Origin of the sequence: Alishewanella agri BL06 (assembly GCF_000272005.1) — a bacterium.
In the GTDB taxonomy this organism is placed as follows: Bacteria; Pseudomonadota; Gammaproteobacteria; order Enterobacterales; family Alteromonadaceae; genus Alishewanella; species Alishewanella agri.
In genome coordinates this window covers 100,084-121,374 of the sequence record NZ_AKKU01000015.1, presented here as the reverse complement: position 1 = coordinate 121,374, position 21,291 = coordinate 100,084, and the positions used below count along the sequence as shown (strand labels likewise).

Annotated in this window: 25 protein-coding genes; 16 read left to right on the top strand and 9 right to left on the bottom strand. The window is 51.4% G+C overall.

Annotation, left to right across the window (positions count from 1 at the left end; genetic code table 11):
- Position 1: 1 nt before the first annotated feature.
- A complete protein-coding gene (locus AGRI_RS08595; RefSeq protein ID WP_008984562.1) occupies positions 2–592 on the bottom strand; it encodes a LemA family protein in 591 nt (196 codons plus the stop codon).
- 141 nt (positions 593–733) lie between these two features.
- Between AGRI_RS08595 and glpE the strand changes: the two genes are divergently transcribed.
- Positions 734–1,060 carry a thiosulfate sulfurtransferase GlpE gene (gene glpE / locus AGRI_RS08590; protein ID WP_008984561.1) on the top strand — a complete coding sequence of 109 codons (327 nt, stop codon included), beginning with the start codon at positions 734–736 and terminating at the stop codon, positions 1,058–1,060.
- On the top strand, positions 1,060–1,866 hold the full coding sequence (gene glpG / locus AGRI_RS08585; RefSeq protein WP_008984560.1) for a rhomboid family intramembrane serine protease GlpG: 807 nt from the start codon (positions 1,060–1,062) through the stop codon (positions 1,864–1,866). The genes glpE and glpG overlap by 1 nt, the downstream gene beginning before the upstream one ends.
- A gap of 6 nt (positions 1,867–1,872) precedes the next feature.
- Here glpG and AGRI_RS08580 read toward each other — a convergent pair whose 3' ends face one another.
- Positions 1,873–2,256 carry a flagellar basal body-associated protein FliL gene (locus tag AGRI_RS08580; protein ID WP_237713051.1) on the bottom strand — a complete coding sequence of 128 codons (384 nt, stop codon included), beginning with the start codon at positions 2,254–2,256 and terminating at the stop codon, positions 1,873–1,875.
- A 166-nt stretch (positions 2,257–2,422) separates the two neighbouring features.
- Here AGRI_RS08580 and AGRI_RS08575 point away from each other — a divergent pair, with 166 nt between their 5' ends.
- From AGRI_RS08575 to AGRI_RS08565, 3 genes are read left to right on the top strand one after another with little or no spacing between them, the layout of a single operon-like run.
- Positions 2,423–2,941: a chorismate--pyruvate lyase family protein gene (locus AGRI_RS08575; protein WP_008984558.1), complete on the top strand. Its 519-nt coding sequence runs from the start codon at positions 2,423–2,425 to the stop codon at positions 2,939–2,941.
- Positions 2,938–3,801, top strand: a complete 864-nt coding sequence (ubiA, locus tag AGRI_RS08570; RefSeq protein ID WP_040291701.1) for a 4-hydroxybenzoate octaprenyltransferase — start codon at positions 2,938–2,940, stop codon at positions 3,799–3,801. Before AGRI_RS08575 ends, ubiA begins: the two co-directional genes overlap by 4 nt.
- Position 3,802: 1 nt before the next feature.
- Complete coding sequence (locus tag AGRI_RS08565; protein ID WP_008984556.1) at positions 3,803–4,225, top strand: DUF192 domain-containing protein; 423 nt, start codon at positions 3,803–3,805, stop codon at positions 4,223–4,225.
- On the opposite strand, the gene AGRI_RS08560 is transcribed toward AGRI_RS08565, so the two are convergent.
- The gene (locus AGRI_RS08560) at positions 4,222–4,839 is read right to left on the bottom strand and encodes a 2OG-Fe(II) oxygenase (RefSeq protein WP_008984555.1); all 618 of its coding nucleotides are present in this window, start codon (positions 4,837–4,839) and stop codon (positions 4,222–4,224) included. The genes AGRI_RS08565 and AGRI_RS08560 overlap by 4 nt on opposite strands.
- A gap of 145 nt (positions 4,840–4,984) precedes the next feature.
- On the opposite strand from AGRI_RS08560, the gene AGRI_RS08555 reads away from it, so the two are divergent.
- On the top strand, positions 4,985–5,572 hold the full coding sequence (locus tag AGRI_RS08555; protein WP_008984554.1) for a DUF3833 domain-containing protein: 588 nt from the start codon (positions 4,985–4,987) through the stop codon (positions 5,570–5,572).
- A 50-nt stretch (positions 5,573–5,622) separates the two neighbouring features.
- On the opposite strand, the gene AGRI_RS08550 is transcribed toward AGRI_RS08555, so the two are convergent.
- Positions 5,623–6,207, bottom strand: a complete 585-nt coding sequence (locus AGRI_RS08550) for a DUF4136 domain-containing protein (protein WP_008984553.1) — start codon at positions 6,205–6,207, stop codon at positions 5,623–5,625.
- A gap of 214 nt (positions 6,208–6,421) precedes the next feature.
- Between AGRI_RS08550 and AGRI_RS08545 the strand changes: the two genes are divergently transcribed.
- Both AGRI_RS08545 and AGRI_RS08540 read left to right on the top strand, forming a co-directional pair.
- Positions 6,422–7,729, top strand: coding sequence for a coiled-coil domain-containing protein (locus tag AGRI_RS08545; protein WP_008984552.1), 1,308 nt, complete (start codon positions 6,422–6,424; stop codon positions 7,727–7,729).
- A gap of 56 nt (positions 7,730–7,785) precedes the next feature.
- Positions 7,786–8,403: a YjaG family protein gene (locus AGRI_RS08540; RefSeq protein WP_008984551.1), complete on the top strand. Its 618-nt coding sequence runs from the start codon at positions 7,786–7,788 to the stop codon at positions 8,401–8,403.
- 18 nt (positions 8,404–8,421) lie between these two features.
- Here the strand turns inward: AGRI_RS08540 and rsmD are convergent, their stop codons facing one another.
- Positions 8,422–9,024, bottom strand: a complete 603-nt coding sequence (gene rsmD, locus AGRI_RS08535; RefSeq protein WP_008984550.1) for a 16S rRNA (guanine(966)-N(2))-methyltransferase RsmD — start codon at positions 9,022–9,024, stop codon at positions 8,422–8,424.
- An 81-nt stretch (positions 9,025–9,105) separates the two neighbouring features.
- On the opposite strand from rsmD, the gene ftsY reads away from it, so the two are divergent.
- The 4 genes from ftsY (at position 9,106) to rpoH (ending at position 13,046) form a co-directional block, all read left to right on the top strand.
- The gene (ftsY, locus tag AGRI_RS08530; RefSeq protein WP_008984549.1) at positions 9,106–10,386 is read left to right on the top strand and encodes a signal recognition particle-docking protein FtsY; all 1,281 of its coding nucleotides are present in this window, start codon (positions 9,106–9,108) and stop codon (positions 10,384–10,386) included.
- A gap of 5 nt (positions 10,387–10,391) precedes the next feature.
- Positions 10,392–11,075: a cell division ATP-binding protein FtsE gene (ftsE, locus tag AGRI_RS08525; RefSeq protein WP_008984548.1), complete on the top strand. Its 684-nt coding sequence runs from the start codon at positions 10,392–10,394 to the stop codon at positions 11,073–11,075.
- Entirely contained in the window at positions 11,072–12,046 is a 975-nt protein-coding gene (gene ftsX, locus AGRI_RS08520) for a permease-like cell division protein FtsX (protein WP_008984547.1), read from the top strand. The genes ftsE and ftsX overlap by 4 nt, the downstream gene beginning before the upstream one ends.
- 148 nt (positions 12,047–12,194) lie before the next feature.
- On the top strand, positions 12,195–13,046 hold the full coding sequence (gene rpoH / locus AGRI_RS08515; RefSeq protein ID WP_008984546.1) for an RNA polymerase sigma factor RpoH: 852 nt from the start codon (positions 12,195–12,197) through the stop codon (positions 13,044–13,046).
- Positions 13,047–13,383: 337 nt separating this feature from the next.
- Here the strand turns inward: rpoH and AGRI_RS08510 are convergent, their stop codons facing one another.
- The 3 genes from AGRI_RS08510 to gpmM form a co-directional block, all read right to left on the bottom strand.
- Positions 13,384–14,157 (bottom strand): divergent polysaccharide deacetylase family protein, encoded by a 774-nt coding sequence (locus AGRI_RS08510; protein ID WP_008984545.1) that lies wholly within the window; start codon positions 14,155–14,157, stop codon positions 13,384–13,386.
- A 114-nt stretch (positions 14,158–14,271) separates the two neighbouring features.
- Positions 14,272–15,414, bottom strand: a complete 1,143-nt coding sequence (locus tag AGRI_RS08505) for a murein hydrolase activator EnvC family protein (protein WP_008984544.1) — start codon at positions 15,412–15,414, stop codon at positions 14,272–14,274.
- The gene (gene gpmM / locus AGRI_RS08500; RefSeq protein WP_008984543.1) at positions 15,414–16,958 is read right to left on the bottom strand and encodes a 2,3-bisphosphoglycerate-independent phosphoglycerate mutase; all 1,545 of its coding nucleotides are present in this window, start codon (positions 16,956–16,958) and stop codon (positions 15,414–15,416) included. Before gpmM ends, AGRI_RS08505 begins: the two co-directional genes overlap by 1 nt.
- A gap of 204 nt (positions 16,959–17,162) precedes the next feature.
- On the opposite strand from gpmM, the gene AGRI_RS08495 reads away from it, so the two are divergent.
- The 4 genes from AGRI_RS08495 to gpsA are packed head-to-tail and all read left to right on the top strand — an operon-like array spanning position 17,163 to position 19,374.
- The gene (locus tag AGRI_RS08495; RefSeq protein ID WP_008984542.1) at positions 17,163–17,597 is read left to right on the top strand and encodes a rhodanese-like domain-containing protein; all 435 of its coding nucleotides are present in this window, start codon (positions 17,163–17,165) and stop codon (positions 17,595–17,597) included.
- Between the two features lie 2 nt (positions 17,598–17,599).
- Positions 17,600–17,857, top strand: coding sequence for a glutaredoxin 3 (gene grxC, locus AGRI_RS08490; protein WP_008984541.1), 258 nt, complete (start codon positions 17,600–17,602; stop codon positions 17,855–17,857).
- An 18-nt stretch (positions 17,858–17,875) separates the two neighbouring features.
- Positions 17,876–18,364: a protein-export chaperone SecB gene (gene secB / locus AGRI_RS08485; RefSeq protein WP_008984540.1), complete on the top strand. Its 489-nt coding sequence runs from the start codon at positions 17,876–17,878 to the stop codon at positions 18,362–18,364.
- Positions 18,364–19,374: an NAD(P)H-dependent glycerol-3-phosphate dehydrogenase gene (gene gpsA, locus AGRI_RS08480; RefSeq protein WP_008984539.1), complete on the top strand. Its 1,011-nt coding sequence runs from the start codon at positions 18,364–18,366 to the stop codon at positions 19,372–19,374. The genes secB and gpsA overlap by 1 nt, the downstream gene beginning before the upstream one ends.
- On the opposite strand, the gene AGRI_RS08475 is transcribed toward gpsA, so the two are convergent.
- On the bottom strand, positions 19,367–21,244 hold the full coding sequence (locus AGRI_RS08475) for a putative bifunctional diguanylate cyclase/phosphodiesterase (RefSeq protein WP_008984538.1): 1,878 nt from the start codon (positions 21,242–21,244) through the stop codon (positions 19,367–19,369). The two genes, gpsA and AGRI_RS08475, sit on opposite strands and share 8 nt — an antisense overlap.
- Positions 21,245–21,291: the final 47 nt, after the last annotated feature.

Here is a 21,291-nt window from a genome sequence, read left to right as displayed (position 1 = left end):
TTTAGAAGCTGACTTTTGGCGCCTGTTGAATTTCTGCGCTGTCGGCAAACTCCAGCAGTTTGGCATCCTGTTTGTGGCCAAAGCTGGCGGCAAAAAACATCGGCGGGAAACTTTGTTTGTAACTATTGTATTCGGTTACCGCATCGTTAAAGGCCTGCCGGGCAAAGGCAATGCGATTTTCGGTGCTGGTCAGCTCTTCCGACAGCTGCTGCATATTGGCACTGGCTTTTAGGTCAGGATAGGCTTCCATCACCATATTAAAGCGGCTCATCGCCCCTTGCAGCGCCCCTTCGGCCTGGGCTAACTGGCTGATGGCGCCGGCATCGCCCGGATTATTGGCGGCGACTTTCAACCCGGCCAGCGCGGCGTTACGGGCCGCGATCACCGCTTCTAAGGTTTCGCGCTCATGCTGCATATAGGCTTTGGCGGTTTCGACCAGATTAGGGATCAGATCATAACGGCGCTTAAGTTGTACTTCGATTTGCGCAAAAGCATTTTGAAAGCGATTCTTCAATTTAACCAATTGGTTAAAGATACTAATAATGTAGAACACCAGGGCGGCGATGATCGCCAGAATAATTAACAGGGTCATGCTAAACTCCGTCAGTAGACTTTTATCTATTGTTAATGAAAGTTTAAACTATTGTCCAGTGCTGTGGTAGCGGATTTCGCCAGAATAGTACTAAAGTGCGGCAACCTACGGTATGATAGCGGCCTTGCATCGGGAGTAGCTATGAGTGATTTTAAACGTATTTCAGTGGCAGAAACACTGGAGTTATTAGCACAGCAGGCGGTGGTTGCCGATATCCGCGACGAACAAAGCTTTGCCAGTGGTCATATGGCGGGCGCCTTTCATCTGACCAACACCAGCCTGGGGCAGTTTATGCGTCAGGTGCCGTTCGAACAGCCGGTGGTTGTGGTCTGCTATCACGGTAACTCCAGCCAGGGCGCCGCCCGCTATTTGGCCGAACAGGGTTATGAACAGGTCTACAGTATGGACGGTGGTTTTGAAAGCTGGCGTACCCAGCAGCCTTTTGTTAGCGGCCAAAGTGATAGCTGATGCTAACTAAAGTTGCTGAATTCCGCGCCCAGCCGGCGGCGTTATTGTTTGCCGATTATTGTCGTAGCCAGGGATTGCAGGTCAAACTTGAACTGCAGGGTGAAGTCAGTGTGTTAATGGCAGCTGCGGATGATGTGCCTCAGGTCGAAGTGTTGCTAACTGAGTTTATCCGCCAGCCGGATCATCCGCGGTATCAGGCGGCGGCCTGGCAACAAAGCCAGAGTGTAAAGCTGGCGCACAAGGTTAATTTAAGACCCCAGCTGGCATGGCGGCAAATGCCGTTAACGCTGTTAGTTTTGCTGCTGACACTGGCGGTCTATGCCTGGCAGCAAATTGATTTTCGTGCCGCGGCGGCCAGCCTGATGCTGCTGGATCAGGCTGAGCTCTGGCGTTGGATTACGCCAATTCTGCTGCATTTCTCATTAACCCATCTGGTATTTAATCTGGCGTGGTGGTGGCTGTTAGGCAGCAAAATTGAACGCTATCAAAGCAGCGGTTTTTTACTGCAACTGGCACTGAGTAGTGCAGTGATATCCAATGGTTTACAACTGGCATTAGCCGGTCCGAATTTTGGTGGCTTATCTGGCGTGGTGTATGCCCTGGTTGGCTATTGTTACTTAAGCGACCAGCTGAGTGGTCGGCAACGTTATTTGCTAAGCCATGGTTTATTTGGCTTTATGTTAGTCTGGCTTGTTCTGGGCTTTATGGATCTATTATGGGTTAATATGGCAAATTGGGCACATTTAGGCGGCTTGGGTTGTGGGCTGTTGTGGGCTTTTTTAAGCCGGGACCGGCGCCGGCCTTAGCCAGCGCTATTGGTACAGATACTTGGTAAATAAAATATCCTGCACTATGGTTTGACCGGTTTCGCGTTTCATCACGGTTTGCAACTGTTCCAGAATTTGCAGTCGGATTTCTTCGCGACCACTCAATGATTTAACCCGCTGCTCGGGTTGTTTGCTAAGAATGCCGATGATGGTATCCAGTATTAGCGGCTCGTGGTATTCAATGGTTTTTAACAGTTCTTTGTTTGGCAGCATCAGCTCAACTGATACCCGTAAATAGCCCAGACTACGGCGATTTTCCGACACATAGTTGGTCACAATATCGGGGTCAAAACCATAATACACCACTTCTGCAGGCGGTTGTTGCGCCAGCGCAGTGCCAGCACTCATCAGCCAAAGAGAAACAGACAATATTGTAAGTTTAAGCAAGCGCAAGGGCAGTAGTCCGGAAGTTGGCAATTACTATTTATCATATCAGCAGCATCAGACTTTGCCTAATTACCGGTGAAATCTTCCTTAAAAAAATCATCACCCTTGCTATAATGCCGGCACTTTTACAGGCCGACTCCGAATTGTTATGACCGCAGTAATATCACTGAATGCGCCCTGGCTAGCGGCTGACACCCTGCGTTTACCTGAAAAACTGCAGCCCTGGTTATTAGAGCCTGCCTCTCTTACGGCGCGGTTAAAGGCACATTGTCAGCAGTTTCGTCTGGCACTGTTGGCTGAAACCACAACAGAGCTGCCAGACTTTTTGTGGCCTTGTTTACCGGCGATTAGCGGTGCCTGTGTGCGGCGCGAAGTTTTGATGTCGTGTAACCAGCAACCGGCGGTGTATGCCCAAAGTTGGCTGCCCGAGAGCAGCCGGCGGCAGTTGCACCAGCTCACTGCACTGGGTGAACAACCATTAGGCGAATTTCTGTTTCAGTTTCCTGATTTATGCCGTGGCCCGATTGAGGTGGCCCGTTTGCAGCTAGCTGAGGCGACCGCAGGTATAGCTGCCGGGGAGTACTGGGCCAGACGTTCGGTATTTTCGGTCGCTGATGCACCGTTACTGGTGGCCGAAGTGTTTTTACCGGCCGTGGAGTTATTATGATGGCACTAAGTTGGCAACAGCGAAACGCATATTGGCAGCTGATGCGGCTGGACAAGCCCATTGGTATTTATTTGCTGTTGTGGCCCACCTGGTGGGCGTTGTGGCTGGCAGCAGATGGTATTCCACCTTTTGATTTGTGGTTGATTTTTACGCTGGGCGTGGTGTTAATGCGCTCCGCCGGTTGCGTGATCAACGATTATGCCGATCGGCAGTTTGATGGTCAGGTTGAACGGACCCGCGACCGGCCTCTGGCCAGCGGTCAGGTTAGCGCGACGGAGGCACTACAACTCTTTGTCCTGTTGTTACTGCTGGCTGCCAGTCTATTGCTGTTTCTTAATCGGGCAACGCAATTGTTGGCGCTGGTAGCCGTGCTGCTGGCCAGCAGCTATCCCTTTATGAAGCGTTTTACTCACTTACCGCAGGTCGTATTGGGTGCCGCTTATAGCTGGGGTATTCCAATGGCTTTTATGGCATTACAGGGTGAGATCCCCAGTTATGCCTGGTGGTTGTATCTGGCCAATTTGTTGTGGACAGTGGCTTATGATACCTTCTATGCGTTAGTCGATAGGCCCGATGATCTGAAAGCCGGCATTAAATCTACTGCGGTATTGTTTGGTGGTTGGGCGTTGCCGATTATTGCCGTCTTCCAGTTAGGCTTTCTGTTGCTGTTAGCGCTGATTGGGCAGCAGTTAGCATTAAGCTGGCCGTTTTTTCTGGCGTTGCTGTTAACCGTTGTGGCTTTTGGCTGGCAGCATTATCAGGCTGCGCAGAGTCGGCAAGGGGCTTTCGCGGCTTTTTTACATAACCATTATGTCGGATTAATGCTGTTTACCGGGCTGGTATGCAGTATGGGGTTTTAACATGAAGAAATGGCTGTTTTCGTTGCTGCTGGTGCTCAGTAGCTGTGCGGCAGTGCCGGATAGCAGCGGTTTTCCGTTGGTGAAACTACAATTGGACCAGCAGGTTGTTGCGGTGCAGCTGGCTGATACCCCCGAGCTGAGAGCTCAGGGCCTGATGTTTCAGGACAGTGCTGAGCCGGGGATGCTGTTACTGTACAGCACGCCACAGCAAATTAGTTTATGGATGCGTAATACCGGTATTGCTCTGGATGTCGCTTTTATTGATGCCAATTGGCAGATCCATCAAATCCGGCCGTTAGAGCCTTTTGATGAAACACCGGTGCCTTCAGAAATTGCGGTGATCGCTGCATTGGAAATGCCGAGAGGCTGGTTTGCCGCCCGCAATCTGGGGGTGGGGAGTCAGCTAAAGTTGTTGGCCGATTAAGTTCCCGGATCGACCATACCCTGCAGACTGTTGTTACGCCTGAACCAGCCAGCGATGCTCAGGCGCTCGCTGGTTGCAGGTAACACCTCGTGCGGAAAGCGCTCACTTTCAAACAGGATTAAGCCTCCCGCGGCCGGCGGCAGCCGTTGCAGTAGCTGATCCTGCTCATCATAAAGCACCAGCTCGCCACCGGATTCCGGAGTATTCAGATAGGTTACGGTGGTAAGTACCCGGTTTGAACGGCCGCGAAACGCATCCAGATGTTTTTGATAAAAATCACCCTGTTGGTAGCGTGCATAGTGGCATTCATAATCAAATAAGCCAAGAAAGAAGCGTTGATTAAAGGCTTGCTGTAACTGCTGCATCAATTGCAGATAGTCTTGCTGGGCGCTACTGCTGCCATCGAGCCAGGCAGTCTGATCGCGCCGGATCTGCTGGTTTTGCAGATGATCTTGTTGGCGGCCGACACCGGCACTACGTAACTGCTGTTGCTGTAAATCATCACAGAGTGCAGCGATGAGAGCGGGCGACAAGAAATGAGGCAGCCATACCCAGCCGTGCTGATAAAAGGCGCTGGCCAGCTGTTCCCAGGTCGCCACAGTAATTGATGACATGATGATTCCGCTTAGTATGGGGCCGTTGCTGATCTGGCGGCTAGTTTGCCATAGCACCGCGAGGCCTTCAATGTGTTGCCTGATTGCCGGGTGAGCCAGTAGGGGCTTTGCTACGTATAGCTTGCTATCACATGGAGGAACCTTTATGCGTATTGCTTTTCTGGCTGCGGCAGCCTTGCTTGCTGGCTGCAGTCAATCGGTCACAGATTACCGGCAGCAAACACCGGTATTACAGCTAGACCAGTTTTTTGCCGGCAGTGGCCGCGCTTATGGCGTATTGCATGACTGGCGAGGCCGGCAAACCTTGCGTTTTACCGCTGATCTTTGTGGTGAATGGCAGCAAGGTCGTGGCGATTTATACGAAGTGTTTTATTTTAGTGACGGCAGGGTGGAACAGCGGCATTGGCAGTTGCAGCAGGATAGTCAGGGCAAAGTTAGCGGTACGGCCGGCGATGTGATTGGCGAAGCAGCAGGACAACTGGCGGGTAATGCCTTGTACTGGCAATATGTGCTGCGCATTCCTTATGATGGCAGTACGCTGGATGTCACGGTAAAAGACTGGTTATATCTGATCGACCCACAAAACCTGATTAATCGCACGACGATGCATAAATTTGGCATTAAGGTCGCAGAGCTCACCTTATCGATTCAACAAACCGATGCCGGGGCCGATTGCACTGACTTAAAGCGAAAGGTGGCGGAAGTGGCGGCTACACAGGGGCAAATCTTGTAAGACTGCAGGCGTTCCGCCGTATTACGCGGTCGCCTGCTACCATCGCATCCTTAGTTAGTCGGGCGACCAACCGGAAATTGACTGAAAATCTGGCTGACAACCCGTGCTGTTGCTTCACGCGGTTGTTGTAAATCCTGCTGTTTCAACACCCCTTCTGCAATACCTTCCCATACCAGTTGCTTACGGCCGGCGTCTACAACATCAATATTCACAGTGCCGACTTTATAATGCACGGTTTCAACTTCAGTCTGATAGTACGGGAAAGGGCTGTAATAACCGCGGCGGTAATGATAATAACCGTAATATGGTACAGCTGAGGTTGTCGTGGTGCGAATATCAGACCGTTGCTGCACGTTAGAGTTGAAATTAATCAGTAAATCAGGCTGTTGCTCGCTAAATTGATAGCCGCGGGCAGTCATCTCGGCGCTGATTGCCGCTTTCATATGCTGCGTGACCAGGCTGGTATAGCCGGCACGATCTGTGGCTAATTCAGTCATAAAACCAAAGGTGCGATAATTACTCAGGTTGGCATCCGGTGCCTGATCAGACCGCACATTCGGGCCAACCGCACAGGCGCTTAACCAAAGGACACTACTTACAACTAAGGTCCGCCAGACTACAGATAACAGCTGCATTTTTATCACCCTTTGCTATTGCATTCAGTTATAGAATATACCAAACAATCGGGCAACACGATCAGTTGGTTTTGTGCTTCAGTTGCCAGATTAGATAACTGAAAAGGTTCGAAGTTCCAACAGCATTGTTGTGCGATTCGCTTTCAGTCCGCAGTCATATTACACTTAGCAAAGCAGATTGCCAGATCAGGCCACTGGTATGAATGAGAATAACATGAAAACGCCAGCTCAACCCAACGCCAAGCCGGACCCGGATAGCCTTAGCCAACAGGCGGCCAGTGCTTTGCAGCAAAGTATGCAAGGCTTTGCTGCTGAACTTGCACAGCAACAGCAACACTGGTTAAGTCAGATGCAGCAGCAGGTCGAAGCGCGCTGGCAGCAGCGGTTAATCGCGCATGAACAGGCGTATCAGAAGCTTTACAAGGATTGGCAGCAAAGCCGTCAACAATTAGATTTCAGTGTGCCGGCACCGGGTGCTGACCCACGGATCCAGGCCGGGCTGGAGAAACATAACCAGCAACTGTTACAAAAACTGCAGCAAACCGAGGCAGAGCTGGCCGCTGTCCAGCAACAATTAGTGCAGCTTGGTGAAAGCCACACGGCACAACAAAACCAAAGCGAGAATCAGCAAACGCAGTTAGCTGAGCAAGCTGAGCAGTTACAGCTGGCACTACAACGTCAGCTTGCCGCCGAACAGGCACTACAACAGACGCAACACGCCTTGCAGCAGGCCGAGCAAGATAGGCTGCAACTGCAGCAGGCGGCAAAGCTCGAGCAGCAACAAGCGGAGCAAAACGGGCAGCAAGAAATCGCCCGCTTGCAGCAACACCTATCTCAGGCTACGACAGCTTTACAACAGCAGCAGGTGCAAGCTGCAGCGCAACGCAGCGAGCTGACCGCACTGGCACAGCAACTGGCAGCTGCCAGAGCTGAGTTACAGCAAGAACAGGCGCAAGCTGAGTTGCAGCACAATCAGATCACAGACTTGGAGCAACAACTCGCCCGGGCAAGTGCTGCCTTGCAGCAAGCACATAACCAAACAGAGCAATTACAAAGCCAGATTTCAGAGTTGGAATCACAAGTCGCCGCTCAGACCTCACAAAACGCCGACTTGCAGCAGCAGCTGGCTGCCTTACAGCAACACGTACAGGAGCAGCAACAAAAAGCACAATTTAAACATCAACTTAACCAACAATTGCAGCAAGAAAACCAACAGCTAACTGAAACTCAGCAAGCATTGCAGCAACAACTGGCAACTCTGCAGCAGACGGAAACGGCGCTGCGCGAGCAGAGTGAGCGCAATGAATTATTACTGCAGCAGGCGCGTTTACGCTTAGATATTGCGCTGGAGAAACAGCAGCAGGAGAGCGATCAAGCCCGGGAAACCATTCGGGTACTGCGGATGGAATTAAGTCAGCTTACCGAACAGTATCAACAGCAAATCTCTGATCTGGAACAACGTGTTACCGAATTTAAGCTGAAGTTTGAATACGCGCAGCGACAACTTTCAGCGACCTCATAGCGCGGCGGGTGTTTAGCAGGGTGTAAACACTGCCGCGCGCAATTTACAGGAAATCTATGAAACAAAAAGCCAATAATTTTCAGCAAATGCGGGATTTAACCTTAGCGCAGCAAGGTGCCATTGCTGCGACGCTACTGGAGCGGATGTTACCGAATTATCAGTTGTTTTCCGAAGTCAGTCAGTTTGGTGATCCACAGCTGGTGCGGAAGATTCTCGATTTGTGCTGGGAGTGGTTGACGGTACCCAAAGCCAAAATTAACTTTGAACGCCTGGCCGAAGAGCTGGAGTTAGCGACACCTGAAGTTAATCATTACGATATGTTTGGTGTGTATCCGGCCGTCGACTGTGCCACAGCACTGGATATGATGCTAAATGGGATCAGTCAGCAAGACGGTGCTGAGTTTATTAATGTGGCAAAGATTTCTCAGGCTACCGTCGCGCGCTTAGTGGAATATCAGGCGACTGATGCTGAGATCACCACCGAAGCCGAGTTGAAAAAGCTGGTGCGTGATGATCCCTTGATGCAATACGAAATGGAGTGTCTGGCCGAGCTGATTGCGCTGGTGCAACCGATGCAGCGCATCGGCCGCGAACAAATGCAACAACTGAAAGCCTGGGTGAAGGAGTTAGGGCTAACCAACCTTGGTATGGAGCTGACTCCGGCAGAATCCTGAGTTCTCAGCGGGCAGCGGCTAAGCCGTTGCCCCTGCTCTTAACCACAGCCGGTACGCCAATTGCCCGGCGATTTTCTCTTTTAATAATTGCCAATTTGCCGGCATCGCATTAAGTGCCAGCTCTTTCTCCGTTTCCAGATAAATCAAAGCGCTGTCGCTTAACCAGCCATGCTGCTCCAATGCCTGACAGCAAGGTAAGGCCAGACCTTGCCGAAAGGGGGGATCGATCAGGACCAGATTGTACTGTCGCAAAGCCGGGCGTTGCAGCCACTGCAGACAATCCGCGTTGACCACCTCGGCATTGCTGGCGCTCAGGCTGTCTAAATGCCGTTGTAATTGCCGGGCTAGGGCCGGTGCTTTTTCTACTAGCGTGACATAGTCAGCATAGCGTGACAGCGCCTCTAAACCCAGGCTGCCGCTGCCGGCGAAACAATCCAAGACTGTACTTTGCGCAGTGTCGTGCATCAGCCAGTTAAACAGCGTTTCTTTCACCCGATCCGTGGTGGGGCGCAGCCCCAGTGCATCCGCTACCGGTAGCTTTTTTCCGCGCCATTTGCCGCTGATAATTCTGACAAATCCACTTTGCCCGCCGCTGGCGGCGCGGCTATTCGATTGTTTCATTGATTCGTTTTTGCCTGACAGATAAAGGTGTTAGTATAAGTCCAATTTTATCCTAGTTTTCACTCTCTGACCTAACAGCATATGACAAAACAAAACAAACTCTTCTCCTGGCTCGGGTTTGGCAAAAAACCAACACAGCCGGAGCCGACTCCAGAGCAAGCACCAGAGCAAGCACCAGAGCAAGCATCAGAGCAAACAGCAGAGGCCGCAGCCATCGCGACGCCAGAACAGGTTGCCGCTACGGTAATGGTCGCGCCGCCGGTAGTGGCAGAGGCCAAGCAGAACGTTGCTGCGCCACAGGCACCAGCAGAATCAAGCCTGGTGTCGCCTAACGAGCCCACAGCCACCGCTGAAAGTCAGGCTGGTAAGTTAGTGGTTGAGGTACCTGCAGTGAATACAGTGCCGACACTAACGCCAGCTGCTGCACCGGATAATCCGAAAAAGCCCGGTTTTTTTGCCCGCCTGAAGCAAGGTTTGGCAAAAACCAGCCAGAATCTGGGTGCCGGTCTGGCGTCATTATTTGTCGGTAAGAAAATTGATGATGAGCTGTATGAAGAGCTGGAAACGCAGTTACTGCTGGCGGACGTGGGTATGGATACCACACAGAAACTGATTAAACAGCTGACCAGCCATGCCGATCGGAAAGCGCTGAAAGATGCCGGTCTGCTATACGAAAAATTGCAGCAGGATATGGCAGAGCTGTTACAGCACGTGGAGCAGCCGTTGCTACCTGTCGCCCAGGATGGTCCTTTTGTGATCCTGATGGTTGGGGTGAACGGTGTCGGTAAAACGACTACGATCGGCAAGATGGCGCAGCAATTTAAACAACAGGGTAAATCGGTGATGCTAGCCGCCGGGGATACGTTCCGCGCCGCTGCCGTAGAGCAATTACAGGTTTGGGGCGATCGTAATCAAATCCCGGTAATCGCCCAACATACCGGTGCTGACAGTGCCTCTGTTATCTTTGATGCCTATCAGGCGGCGAAAGCCCGCAAAGTGGATGTGCTGATTGCTGATACTGCCGGTCGGTTACAGAATAAAGCGCATTTAATGGAAGAGCTGAAAAAGATTGTGCGGGTGTTACAAAAAATTGATGCCACAGCCCCACATGAAGTGATGCTGACGCTGGACGCCGGCACGGGTCAGAATGCGCTGAGTCAGGCCAAATTATTTAACGAAGCCGTGCCGCTGACCGGTATCAGTTTAACTAAGCTGGATGGTACCGCCAAAGGTGGGGTGATTTTTGCCATCGCTGATCAGTTTCAGGTGCCGATCCGCTTTATCGGTGTCGGCGAGGCCATTGATGATTTGCGGCAGTTTCAGGCGCAAGACTTTATCCGGGCGCTGTTTAACAAGGAATAACCGCTATGCTGCAGTTTGATCATGTTAGTAAAAGCTATCCGGGTGGTTTTGTCGCACTGGAGCGGATTAATTTTCGTATTGCCAAAGGTGAGATGGTGTTTTTAACCGGTCACTCCGGTGCCGGCAAAAGTACCATTTTAAAGCTGATTAGTATGATTGAACGGCCCAGCACAGGGCGGGTGATGATTAATAATATCGATCTGAGCCGATTGAAACGCAGTCAGGTGCCCTATGTGCGGCGCGATGTCGGTATTATTTATCAAAATCACCGCTTACTGATGAATCATACAGTGTTTGATAATGTGGCGCTGCCTTTAGTGATTGAAGGCTTTACTGGCAAAGAAATGGTGAAACGGGTGCATGCAGCGCTGGACAAGGTCGGCTTGTTAGATAAGCAGCGTTGTTTACCGCAAACGCTGTCTGGTGGTGAGCAGCAGCGGGTTGGGATCGCCCGGGCCGTAGTAAATAAACCGCCGTTACTGTTAGCAGATGAGCCAACCGGGAACCTGGATCCGGAATTGTCGCGCGACATTATGCGGGTGTTTGAAGCCTTTAATCAGGTTGGCGTCTCGGTGCTGGTGGCAACTCACGATCTGGGGCTGATCGCGCGAATGCGTTACCGGACACTAACGTTAAAGCAAGGGCGGATGATTAATGATGGCCTGATGCCGGTGCAGGAGCCACTATGAGTATTCTGTTCAGTGGTCGCGCCAGCGGCGCCAAAGCCAATAAAATCAATTTTATCCGCCGCTTTGTCATGTTTTTCGTTAATCATTTGCGCCAGGCGCTGTTTAGTCTCGGTGAGTTATGGCGAACCCCGGGTTCGTCTTTAATGACCATGGCGGTACTGGGCCTGAGCTTAACCCTGCCAACCACCCTGCATTTACTGGTAAAAAATGTGCAGCAGGTTAGCGGTGGTTTTGCTAAAGCTGCTGAGATCAGCCTGTTTATCCGGGACAGTGCTACCAGCCAACAAGTGCAGGGACTGAAAACTATCCTCGAGGGTGATCCGCAAATCGCGGCGGTACGGCATATCTCTAAAGATGCCGCGATGCAGGAATTTCAGCAGGCTTCTGGTTTTGGCGCCGCGCTGAACTATCTGACCGAAAATCCGTTGCCGGATGTGTTGGTGGTGTTGCCGCTGCATACTGAGCCGGCTGCTGCGCGGGCGTTGCAGCAACAGCTAGAGAAAGAACGGATTGTTGAGTTTGCCAAGTTGGATCTGGAATGGTTGCAACGCCTTGATGCCGTGGTACTGCTGTTACAACAAGCGGTGGTAGCGATTGGTTTGTTGTTACTCAGTGCCGTGCTGTTGATTGTCAGCAATACTATCCGGCTGTCGATTATCAGCAAACGGGAGGAGATTGAAGTTATGAAACTGGTGGGTGCCACTGATGCCTTTATTCAGCGGCCTTTTCTATATACCGGTTTCTGGTTCGGGGTCTTTGGTGGCTTATTGGCTTTTCTGGTAACCGAAGTTCTGCTGTGGTGGCTAAGGGGCGCGATAGCCGGTATCAGTGATCTTTATCAGAGCGACTTCCGGCTGCAGGCGATGAGTTTGCAGGAGTTTGGCGGTTTAATTCTGTTAGCGGTGCTGCTGGGGGTCATTGGTTCCTATTTATCTGTACGCCGCCATTTACGTGCCATTGAGCCATCCTAGCGGCTTAACGCTAGCCCTAACAACCGTGTTATTAAAAATCCTTTCTTTATAAGAAGCAGATCTAAAAAGAGATGAAACTAGTATTAGCACTCTCAGTCAAAGAGTGCTAATATCATCTCACTTAGCTCAATACAGGATAAGCAAAACCATGACGAAATCAGCTTATATGCCACTTACGGTAGCAGCCAGCGGTAGTCTGGAGGCTTACACCCATGCCGTCAGTACCATTCCGATGCTTAGCGCTGATGAAGAGCGCAGTCTGGCAGAACGCCTGCAGCAGGATGGTGATTTAGAAGCGGCCCGCCAGTTGATTATGTCGCATTTACGCTTTGTGGTGCATATCGCCCGTAGCTATGCGGGTTACGGCCTGCCAATCAGTGATCTGATCCAGGAAGGCAATATCGGCCTGATGAAAGCCGTCAAGCGCTTCGACCCCACTGTCGGTGTGCGTCTGGTGTCCTTTGCGGTACATTGGATTAAAGCAGAAATTCATGAGTATGTGCTGAAAAACTGGCGCATTGTAAAAATTGCCACCACTAAGGCGCAGCGCAAACTGTTTTTTAATCTGCGTAAAGCCAAAAAACATTTAGGCTGGTTTAATCAGCAGGAAGTACAGCAGGTTGCGGAATCGCTGGGCGTGGCTGAACACGAAGTACGCGAAATGGAATCGCGAATGAGCAACTATGATATGCCGTTCGATGCGCCGGATGAAGATGACGAGCAGGCGTATACCGCACCGGTATATTACCTGGAAGATAAAAGTTCAGATTTGGCGGCGCAGGTCGCGGATGATCAGTGGGATACTGCAGCAGTAGACCGGTTACAGGCTGCTATCCGCACCCTGGATGATCGCAGCCAGGACATTGTGCGTGCCCGTTGGTTGGATAATCACAAGCTGACCTTACAAGAGCTGGCGGATCGTTATCAGGTTTCAGCAGAGCGGGTGCGGCAGTTGGAAAAAAATGCTATGAAGAAACTGCAGCAAGCGTTACAACACTAAGCCATCATAGCTTCGAACACGGCGCCTTTTGGCGCCGTTTTGCTATTAAGAACCTCTAGGGCGTGTTGACGTTTGCTGCTTGTTTTTGCAGCCGTTTGGCTGGTGTTTATACAAGGCAGAGCTTGTGATGTGTAGTTATTCTACATGAACAAGCGATAACGCAGTAGAAACGCCAGCCAAACGCTGCCCGAAGGGTTCGCGCTGGCGGCGCTTTGCTCTTTGTCACTCGTCACTTATTTAGAATAACTAAACTGCGCTCCTCGTTTCGCGATCAAAGCGCCGCCAGTGCGAACAAAATCTAAGCAGAAAACGTCAACACGCCCTAATGCTTTATTGTCTATTCTTGCGGTGCGGCAATGGCGGGAGCGGTAAAGCCGGCGGCAATGACGGCATGGCTCTCCGGTAATAAGGCCGAAATACCAACCAGTTCAATCCCTTCTGCCTCTAACTGCGGTAGGCGTCGCTTTAGAAAGCGGTAAGTTTCCGGATACGGGTGGCCAATGGCAATGGCCACCTGGTGACGGCGCGCGATCTGCAGTAGCTGTTTAAACTGGCGCTCCAACGCGGCTTCTGTTAATTCATTATCCAAAAACACATGGCGCGCCAACAGCGTCACGCCATACTGGCCGGCATACTTTTTGGCGGTGCTTTGTGGCGTGGTCAGACTATCAACAAAAAACAGCTGCCGCTGTTGCAGATATTCCATGGTCCAGGCCATCGGCTTGTCCAGAGCGGTAAACAAACTGCCCATATGATTATTGATGCCAATAGCGTACGGAATATCGTCGAGCGCGTGTTGCAGGCTATGACGAATTTGCTGGCGACTCATATGTTGCGTTAGGGCACCCGGGCCTAACGCATTTTGTTGACTGGCTTCCATTGGCATATGCAGCATCACGTCTTTTTGTGAGCGTGAAGCTTGTCTTGCCGCCTGACGGCCATAAGGCGTGTGCGGTAAAACAGCATAAGTCAGGGCGTGCGGCAACTCGACCATCTTTAAGTCTGCTCGCTGATAACCAATATCATCGATAATGATGGCAATGCGGGGATTAGCGAAAGCCAGGCTGCTTACGCAGAACAGACTTAAGCACAGAGCACGAAACAACGGCACAGCAATTCCTTTTCAAAGCCGGTTTTGCAGCTTGCCAGACGCAGCACGCTGTAAAACCTCAGTTTTACCTCACCCATTCAGGTTATAGGACAGCGCGAGTCTGGTGCAAGTTTTTTATTGTTTACCGAGCCAGTTTAATGGGTTGACTGCATCGCCTTTTTCACGGATTTCGAAATACAGGCCCGGATCGGCTTGACCACCGCTGGCGCCGACTTGCGCAATCGCTTCCCCGGCTTCGACATTGTCCCCTGGCTGTTTTAGCAAGCTTTGATTATGGCCGTACAGGCTCATAAAACCTTTACCATGATCGACGACGATGACCCAACCATAGCCTTTTAACCAGTCGGCATAAATCACCCGGCCGTTGGCGATGCTCTGCACATTAGCGCCGCTGACGCCCTGGATCAGAATGCCGCGAGACGCCAGCCCGCCCTGGCGGTTTTGACCAAAGCGCTGCAGCACCCGGCCGCGTAATGGCCACGGATATTGGCCGCGACCTGCGGTCAGACCGGACAGATCTTTATTGCGCTCTGCCAGGCGACGCAGCTCATTAATGGTATTTTGTAGGCTGGTTTCGTTCTGACGTAAATAGGCTAACTGGCTGCCTTGCTGTTTTAGTAGTGCTTGCAGGTTGCTAACCGATTCCTGCTGGCTACTGCGAGCCGCCGTTAATTGCTGCTGCTGTTGTTGCAACGCGGTCAGTTCAGTTTGCAGCTGTTGTTGTTGGTTGTTTAGCTGCTGTTTCACCTGCTCCAGCTGGGTAACGGTATGATTAATCTCGGCTAACTGCCGCAGCCTGGCTTGGTTAAAGTATTGATAATAAGTAAGAATGCGCTCCAGCTTGCCGGTTTCCTGTTGGTTCAGGATCAGTCTGGAGTAATCATGCTGGCCCAAACTGTAGGCACTTTTCAGCTGCGCCGCTAACAACTGTTGTTGCTCAGTCAGTTGCTGTTGCAGTTGTTGCTGTTGTTGGCTGAGGCGGGCACTTTCTTGCTCCAGCCGTTGTTTACGGCTTGCTGTATCGCGGAGTTTTTTCGCCGCTTCGGCCAGCGCTTTATCTGCAGTTTGTAATTTTTGTTCAGCTTGTTGTAGTTGGCGCCGTTGCTGCCGTACCTGCTGTTCAGTTTGCTTAATCTGCTTTTGCAGTTGTTGCAATTCCTGTTCAGCCTTTGGCGCTTGCTGGGCGACTGCTACAGGCAGCATCAATACTGCCAGTAGCATACTATTGATTCCCAGACAACTTAGCCGCATCTGCATTAAGCCAACTGCATCAATACTTTGCCGGTCATTTCAGCCGGAACGGGCAGGTCCAGCAGCGACAACATCGTAGGGGCAATATCACTCAGCACGCCGCCGGCAACTGCGGTTGCGGGCCGGCCAACATAGATTAAAGGCACAGGATCACTGGTATGGGCCGTATGGGCCTGACCAGAGACGGCATCCTGCATCTGTTCAGCATTGCCATGGTCTGCGGTAATCAGGCATTCGCCACCTACCTGTTGTAAGGCTGCAACAACGCGACCAATACTGCGATCAACCGCTTCCACTGCTTTAATGGCGGCAGACATTACACCGGTATGGCCGACCATGTCGCCGTTTGGATAGTTACAGATAATCACATCAAACTTGCCGCTTTGAATAGCCGCGACCAGTTGATCGGTGAGTTCTTCTGAGCTCATTTCTGGCTGCAGATCATAGGTTGCAACCTGTGGTGATGGCACCAGAATCCGCTCTTCACCCTGAAACAGCTCCTCGCGGCCACCACTGAAGAAAAAGGTGACGTGGGCATATTTTTCGGTTTCTGAGATCCGTAGCTGGGTTTTTTGATGTTTGGCCAGCCATTCGCCGAGCACATTATTAAGGCTCTCTGGTGGATAGGCGCAGGGCGCCTTAATATCTGCGGCATACTCGGTCAGCATCACAAAGCTACTGAGCTGCGGTCGTGCCTGACGGGCAAAACCCTGAAAATCAGCATCGACAAAGGCGCGGGTAAATTGCCGCGCCCGGTCGGCCCGGAAATTCATAAAAATCAGCGCATCGCCATCCTGTAGTGCTATTGCCTGGCCCTGCGGATCGAGAATTGCTGAGGCTTTGACAAACTCATCATTTTCATCTCGGGCATAAGCCGCCTCAAGCGCTGCGCTGGCACTGTCAAAGCGGTAGGCTGCTTTACCCTGGGTAATCAGATTATAAGCCTGTTCGACCCGATCCCAGCGCTTATCCCGATCCATGGCATAGTAGCGGCCGATAACCGACGCAATCTGGCCTTTACCTGAGCTGGCAAAATGTTGCTCAAACACCTTAATCGAGGCAGCAGCGCTGCGTGGTGGCGTGTCACGGCCATCCAGAAAGGCATGCAGATAAACTTGAGTTGCGCCGCGTTGTTCGGCCAGTTTTACCATCGCTAATAAATGTTCTTCATGGCTATGTACGCCGCCGGGCGACAGTAGCCCCATCAGATGTACGGCTTTACCCTGGCTGACGGCCTTATCAACAGCTTCAACCAGCACCGGGTTGTGATAAAAGTCACCATCGGCAATGGCTTTGGTAATGCGGGTAAAGTCCTGATAGACAATGCGACCGGAACCCAGATTCACATGGCCGACTTCTGAGTTACCCATCTGTCCATCAGGCAGACCAACGTCCAGACCCGAACCGGAAATCAGCGTATGCGGATACTGTTGCCATAAGGCATCCATTACCGGCGTGGCTGCCTGCGCAATGGCATTATGCTCTCTTTCCTCACGGTAGCCCCAGCCATCCAGGATCAGTAAAACCAGGGGTTTCTTCGGTGTGGACATACAGTCTCCCTTAACAGGTCAATCGATTTTGCGGAAATAGCGGAATAATGCTGCTTATCTTACCGTTTTTTTGTTTTTGCACCAGCGATCATTCGCCATCAGTGGCCTCGCGTTGTGGCTTGCGGTGTTTTTTAGCTGTCGATTTGCCATAAAATCGGTATACTCAGCGCTGTTTTTAATCTCAATCAGAAGAAAAGTTGCGCTATGGACCAATTACTCGAATTTGCCGGAAATCATCTGCTGTTAGCGATCATTTGGCTGGTGTTAGTGATGCTGATTATTGGCAGTTGGCTGAAGTCCAAGCTGTCGCCAATCAAAGCGATCAGCCCGACTGAATTAACGCTGAAAGTGAATCGCGAAAACGCTGTGGTGTTGGATATCCGCGGGGAAGAGGATTATCGCAAAGGGCATATTACCGACGCCCGTAACGTAAAACTGGACCAAATTGATAAACAGCCACTAACCGGGCTTGAAAAGCAAAAAGATACGCCCATTATAGTAGTGTGTCAGGTTGGGGTTACCGCGCAAAAAGCGGCAGCCGCACTGGCGAAACAAGGTTATAGCCAGGTATCCATTCTGCAAGGTGGCATGAATGCCTGGACCGGCGCCAGTTTGCCGGTAGTAAAAGCGAAGAGGTAAGCATGGCTGAAGTCACTATTTACACTAAAGCCTATTGTCCTTACTGTGTAAGGGCGGTGGGTTTGCTGCGCGAGAAGCAGGTGTCTTATCAGGAAATCCGCATTGATTTGCAACCCGAGCGCCGGGATGAAATGATTAACCGCGCTAACGGCCGCACTACGGTGCCGCAGATCTTTATTGGTGAGCAGCACATTGGTGGCTGTGACGATATGTTTGCGCTGGATGCCCAGGGTAAACTTGATTCATTATTACAAGCATAACTTAAAACAGGATCTATCATGGCAGAACAACAAGCCAACGGCGTAGCAGCAGAGCAGGCTGCACAGGGCGTACAATTTGCAATTCAGCGTATTTTCGTAAAAGACATTTCTTTTGAAGCACCGAATGCACCGGCGATTTTCCGCAAAGAGTGGAAGCCAGAAGTCAAATTAGATCTGGATACCCGCAGCGAAAAGCTGGATGACAGCACTTATCAGGTGATTCTGTCTTTGACCGTGACCACCACTGTGGGTGAAGAAACCGCTTTCCTGTGTGAAGTACAACAAGCCGGTATCTTCTCTATCAGCCAGCTGGAAGAGGCGCAGATGGCACATATGCTGGCAGCATTCTGCCCGAACATTCTGTTCCCATACGCCCGCGAAGCCGTATCGAACCTGGTTAACCGTGGCACCTTCCCACAGTTAAACCTGGCGCCGGTCAACTTTGACGCCTTATTTGCCCAGTATCTGCAGCAGCGTCAGTCTGAAAGCCAACAGCTGAACGCCTGATGAGCCGCACCTCAGCGATGACGGTCTTAGGAGCAGGGTCTTATGGCACTGCTCTGGCAATTTGTTTAGCCCGCAATGGTAATCCTATTACCTTATGGGGGCGCAATACCGCAGAAATCGCCCTGATGCAGCAACAACGGCTAAATCAGAAATATCTGCCGGATATCCCGTTACCTCCGAGTTTAAGCCTGACGGCCGACTTAGCCTCCGCTATTCAGCAAAGTCGCGACATTCTGGTAGTGGTACCGAGTCATGCTTTTGCCGATACGTTAAAGCAAATCAAGCCGCTGTTAGCGCCGGATGCCCGGGTTGCCTGGGCAACCAAGGGGCTGGAACCAGAAACTGGCCGTCTGTTACAAGAGGTCGCACGGGAAATTCTCGGCGAGCAGATCTCGCTGGCCGTATTGTCCGGGCCAACCTTTGCTAAGGAGATGGCCGCGGGTTTACCAACAGCCATATCGTTATCTTCGGCTGATCCAGAGTTTATCCGGCAACTGTCTGATTTATTGCACTGTGCCAAGACATTCCGGGTCTACACCAATAGTGACTTTATTGGCGTACAGCTGGGTGGTGCCGTGAAAAACGTGATCGCCATCGGTGCCGGTATGGCAGATGGTATTGGTTTTGGTGCCAATGCCCGTACTGCGCTGATTACCCGTGGCCTGGCCGAAATGTGTCGTTTAGGCTGTGCTATGGGTGCCCAGAAAGATACCTTTATGGGGATGGCGGGGCTGGGCGATCTGGTGCTGACGTGTACTGATAACCAGTCACGTAACCGGCGCTTTGGCTTATTACTTGGTCAGGGTAAAGGGGTTGAGGAAGCGATGCAAAGCATCGGCCAGGTGGTCGAAGGCTATCGCAATGCCAAAGAAGTCTTTAATCTGGCACAGCGGGTCGGGGTCGAGATGCCGATTACCGAGCAGATTTATCAGGTGTTGTATCAGGGTAAAAACGTCAAATTGGCAGCCCAGGATCTGCTGGGCCGCGAACGCAAGGATGAAATCAGTTAGCTATCTGGCGCTGGTTATTCAACAGTTGGTTCTCTTTCAGCAATAACTGACCTATGTCTTCAGCCGGGATCGCCCGGCTGAATCTATGGCCCTGCTGACAATCACAGCCCATCACATGCAGCAAGTAAGCCTGCATCTCAGTTTCGATATTGGTTGCGGTCACATCCAGCTCCAGATATCCGGCTAACCGGATTAAGGTGGCGCAGATATTGCGCTGTTGTTCTTGCTGTTCGACATAACGCACCAGTGATGGCGCCAGCTTTACGCCGTTAAACGGAAATTGCCGTAGTTGCGTCAATGAGGAGACGCCCTCGCCGAAATTATCCAGAATCAGCCGAAAACCAAGCCGTTCCAGGCTATTCATGCGTTCGCGCAGCCAAATTGTCGGGTGTCCGAAGATCGCTTCTGACAGCTCTAACTCAAACAGGCTGGCCGTTAATTCAAATTCGGCTAAGGTGTCCTGCATAAAGCGCAGAAAATCTTTTTGCGCAAACTGTTGAGCTGAAATATTCAGTGCCAGCCTGCCGCGCATCAGGCCGGTCTGCTGCCAGTAGCTGACTTGCTGACAGGCTTTACGGAACACCAGGCGATCCAGGCTGATAATCAGGCCGGTTTCTTCAACCACCGGCAAAAAAGTCGGCGGCGGCAACATGCCCCGGCGTGGGCTGGGCCAACGTAATAAGGCTTCAAAACCAACAATGCGGTTGCTGCTGATACTGAATTTAGGCTGGTAGTACAGTTCAAACTCACCTTGTGCCGCACTACGATACAGCTCAGCCTCCAGCGCTAATAAATCTGGCGCCTGTTGCTGGCTGGCGCTATCGGCAAAGCAGAGCGCACTTTCGGCTTGCTGTGCGGCGCGACCGGCAGCTTTTTCAGCACTGCTGAGTAGACTGCTGACATCCTCACCATCATTTGGGCTAATGCTGATGCCAATATAGATCCGTAGCGGAGAACGCAGCCCCTGCGCATCTTGTTGATTAAAACCACCGATCACTTTATGGGCTAACTGGTTGAGAATAATATTATTATTGTAAAGGCATAAATGAGGTGGGATCAGGATACTAAAGTTTGCGCCAGCTTGCCGTGCCAGCAGAAATTTACTGGGTATCAGTGCTTGTAGTCGCTCGGCGGCCTCACTCAAGCGAGCATCTGTCAGTTGTTCGGGGTGTTGCGCCAAACTGCTATCATGCAACCGTAGAAACATCACTGCCACTGAGGGGTAGTGTGCGTCACAGCTGAGTAATGCCTGACGTAGTTGCTCTTCAAAGATAAAGGGGTTGGGTAGTAGCGTCAGGTCATCCCGTACCTGCAGCTGCTGCTGACGTTCGTTTTGTTGCCGTAACTGGGTAATATTTTGTCCGTAGAGCAAATAGAAAGGGCCTTTTACACTTTCGGTTGCCAGCGCGTGAATACTGATTTTATAGGCTTCAGCATAACGTTCTGTTTTCAGCCAGACTTCGCCGTGCCAGACACCGTGCTGACGTAGCTGGCTTTTCAGGGTGCTATCCAGACTAACACTGCCCTCGGCATCCGCATACAACGGCAGCGCTGAGGCCAGGGTACTATGATCCTGCACCTGCAGCAGACTTTTTAACGAGGTACTGGCATTTCGCAGTAACAGGTTCTTGTCGAGCACGGCTATAATGCCGGGTGTTTCTGCCAGTAGCTGCTGAAAACTGCGCTGCTGGCGTAACAGCCTTTTGCTGCGACGGCTCAGGCTGCTCAGGGTGAGTAACAGTGCTAAACCCATTAAACAAAGCACGGCTGTAGTCAGTAACAGACCGCCTTCGAGAAAGGTTTGCTCGGCATAGGCAGGGGTTGCCAGTGTCATCAGCAAAATGATCAGGCCGGAGCTGAGCTGCAGCATGCTGTTATCGTCCTTGGTTAATTAATGACCACTATTGAATATAGTTG

What these genes read in the sequence shown, in the direction of transcription:
- AGRI_RS08595 (WP_008984562.1), bottom strand. Translation starts at nt 592, where the DNA reads ATGACCCTGTTAATTATTCTGGCGATCATCGCCGCCCTGGTGTTCTAC.
- glpE (WP_008984561.1), top strand. Translation starts at nt 734, where the DNA reads ATGAGTGATTTTAAACGTATTTCAGTGGCAGAAACACTGGAGTTATTA.
- glpG (WP_008984560.1), top strand. Translation starts at nt 1,060, where the DNA reads ATGCTAACTAAAGTTGCTGAATTCCGCGCCCAGCCGGCGGCGTTATTG.
- AGRI_RS08575 (WP_008984558.1), top strand. Translation starts at nt 2,423, where the DNA reads ATGACCGCAGTAATATCACTGAATGCGCCCTGGCTAGCGGCTGACACC.
- ubiA (WP_040291701.1), top strand. Translation starts at nt 2,938, where the DNA reads ATGATGGCACTAAGTTGGCAACAGCGAAACGCATATTGGCAGCTGATG.
- AGRI_RS08565 (WP_008984556.1), top strand. Translation starts at nt 3,803, where the DNA reads ATGAAGAAATGGCTGTTTTCGTTGCTGCTGGTGCTCAGTAGCTGTGCG.
- AGRI_RS08560 (WP_008984555.1), bottom strand. Translation starts at nt 4,839, where the DNA reads ATGTCATCAATTACTGTGGCGACCTGGGAACAGCTGGCCAGCGCCTTT.
- AGRI_RS08555 (WP_008984554.1), top strand. Translation starts at nt 4,985, where the DNA reads ATGCGTATTGCTTTTCTGGCTGCGGCAGCCTTGCTTGCTGGCTGCAGT.
- AGRI_RS08550 (WP_008984553.1), bottom strand. Translation starts at nt 6,207, where the DNA reads ATGCAGCTGTTATCTGTAGTCTGGCGGACCTTAGTTGTAAGTAGTGTC.
- AGRI_RS08545 (WP_008984552.1), top strand. Translation starts at nt 6,422, where the DNA reads ATGAAAACGCCAGCTCAACCCAACGCCAAGCCGGACCCGGATAGCCTT.
- AGRI_RS08540 (WP_008984551.1), top strand. Translation starts at nt 7,786, where the DNA reads ATGAAACAAAAAGCCAATAATTTTCAGCAAATGCGGGATTTAACCTTA.
- rsmD (WP_008984550.1), bottom strand. Translation starts at nt 9,024, where the DNA reads ATGAAACAATCGAATAGCCGCGCCGCCAGCGGCGGGCAAAGTGGATTT.
- ftsY (WP_008984549.1), top strand. Translation starts at nt 9,106, where the DNA reads ATGACAAAACAAAACAAACTCTTCTCCTGGCTCGGGTTTGGCAAAAAA.
- ftsE (WP_008984548.1), top strand. Translation starts at nt 10,392, where the DNA reads ATGCTGCAGTTTGATCATGTTAGTAAAAGCTATCCGGGTGGTTTTGTC.
- ftsX (WP_008984547.1), top strand. Translation starts at nt 11,072, where the DNA reads ATGAGTATTCTGTTCAGTGGTCGCGCCAGCGGCGCCAAAGCCAATAAA.
- rpoH (WP_008984546.1), top strand. Translation starts at nt 12,195, where the DNA reads ATGACGAAATCAGCTTATATGCCACTTACGGTAGCAGCCAGCGGTAGT.
- AGRI_RS08505 (WP_008984544.1), bottom strand. Translation starts at nt 15,414, where the DNA reads ATGCAGATGCGGCTAAGTTGTCTGGGAATCAATAGTATGCTACTGGCA.
- gpmM (WP_008984543.1), bottom strand. Translation starts at nt 16,958, where the DNA reads ATGTCCACACCGAAGAAACCCCTGGTTTTACTGATCCTGGATGGCTGG.
- AGRI_RS08495 (WP_008984542.1), top strand. Translation starts at nt 17,163, where the DNA reads ATGGACCAATTACTCGAATTTGCCGGAAATCATCTGCTGTTAGCGATC.
- grxC (WP_008984541.1), top strand. Translation starts at nt 17,600, where the DNA reads ATGGCTGAAGTCACTATTTACACTAAAGCCTATTGTCCTTACTGTGTA.
- secB (WP_008984540.1), top strand. Translation starts at nt 17,876, where the DNA reads ATGGCAGAACAACAAGCCAACGGCGTAGCAGCAGAGCAGGCTGCACAG.
- gpsA (WP_008984539.1), top strand. Translation starts at nt 18,364, where the DNA reads ATGAGCCGCACCTCAGCGATGACGGTCTTAGGAGCAGGGTCTTATGGC.
- AGRI_RS08475 (WP_008984538.1), bottom strand. Translation starts at nt 21,244, where the DNA reads ATGCTGCAGCTCAGCTCCGGCCTGATCATTTTGCTGATGACACTGGCA.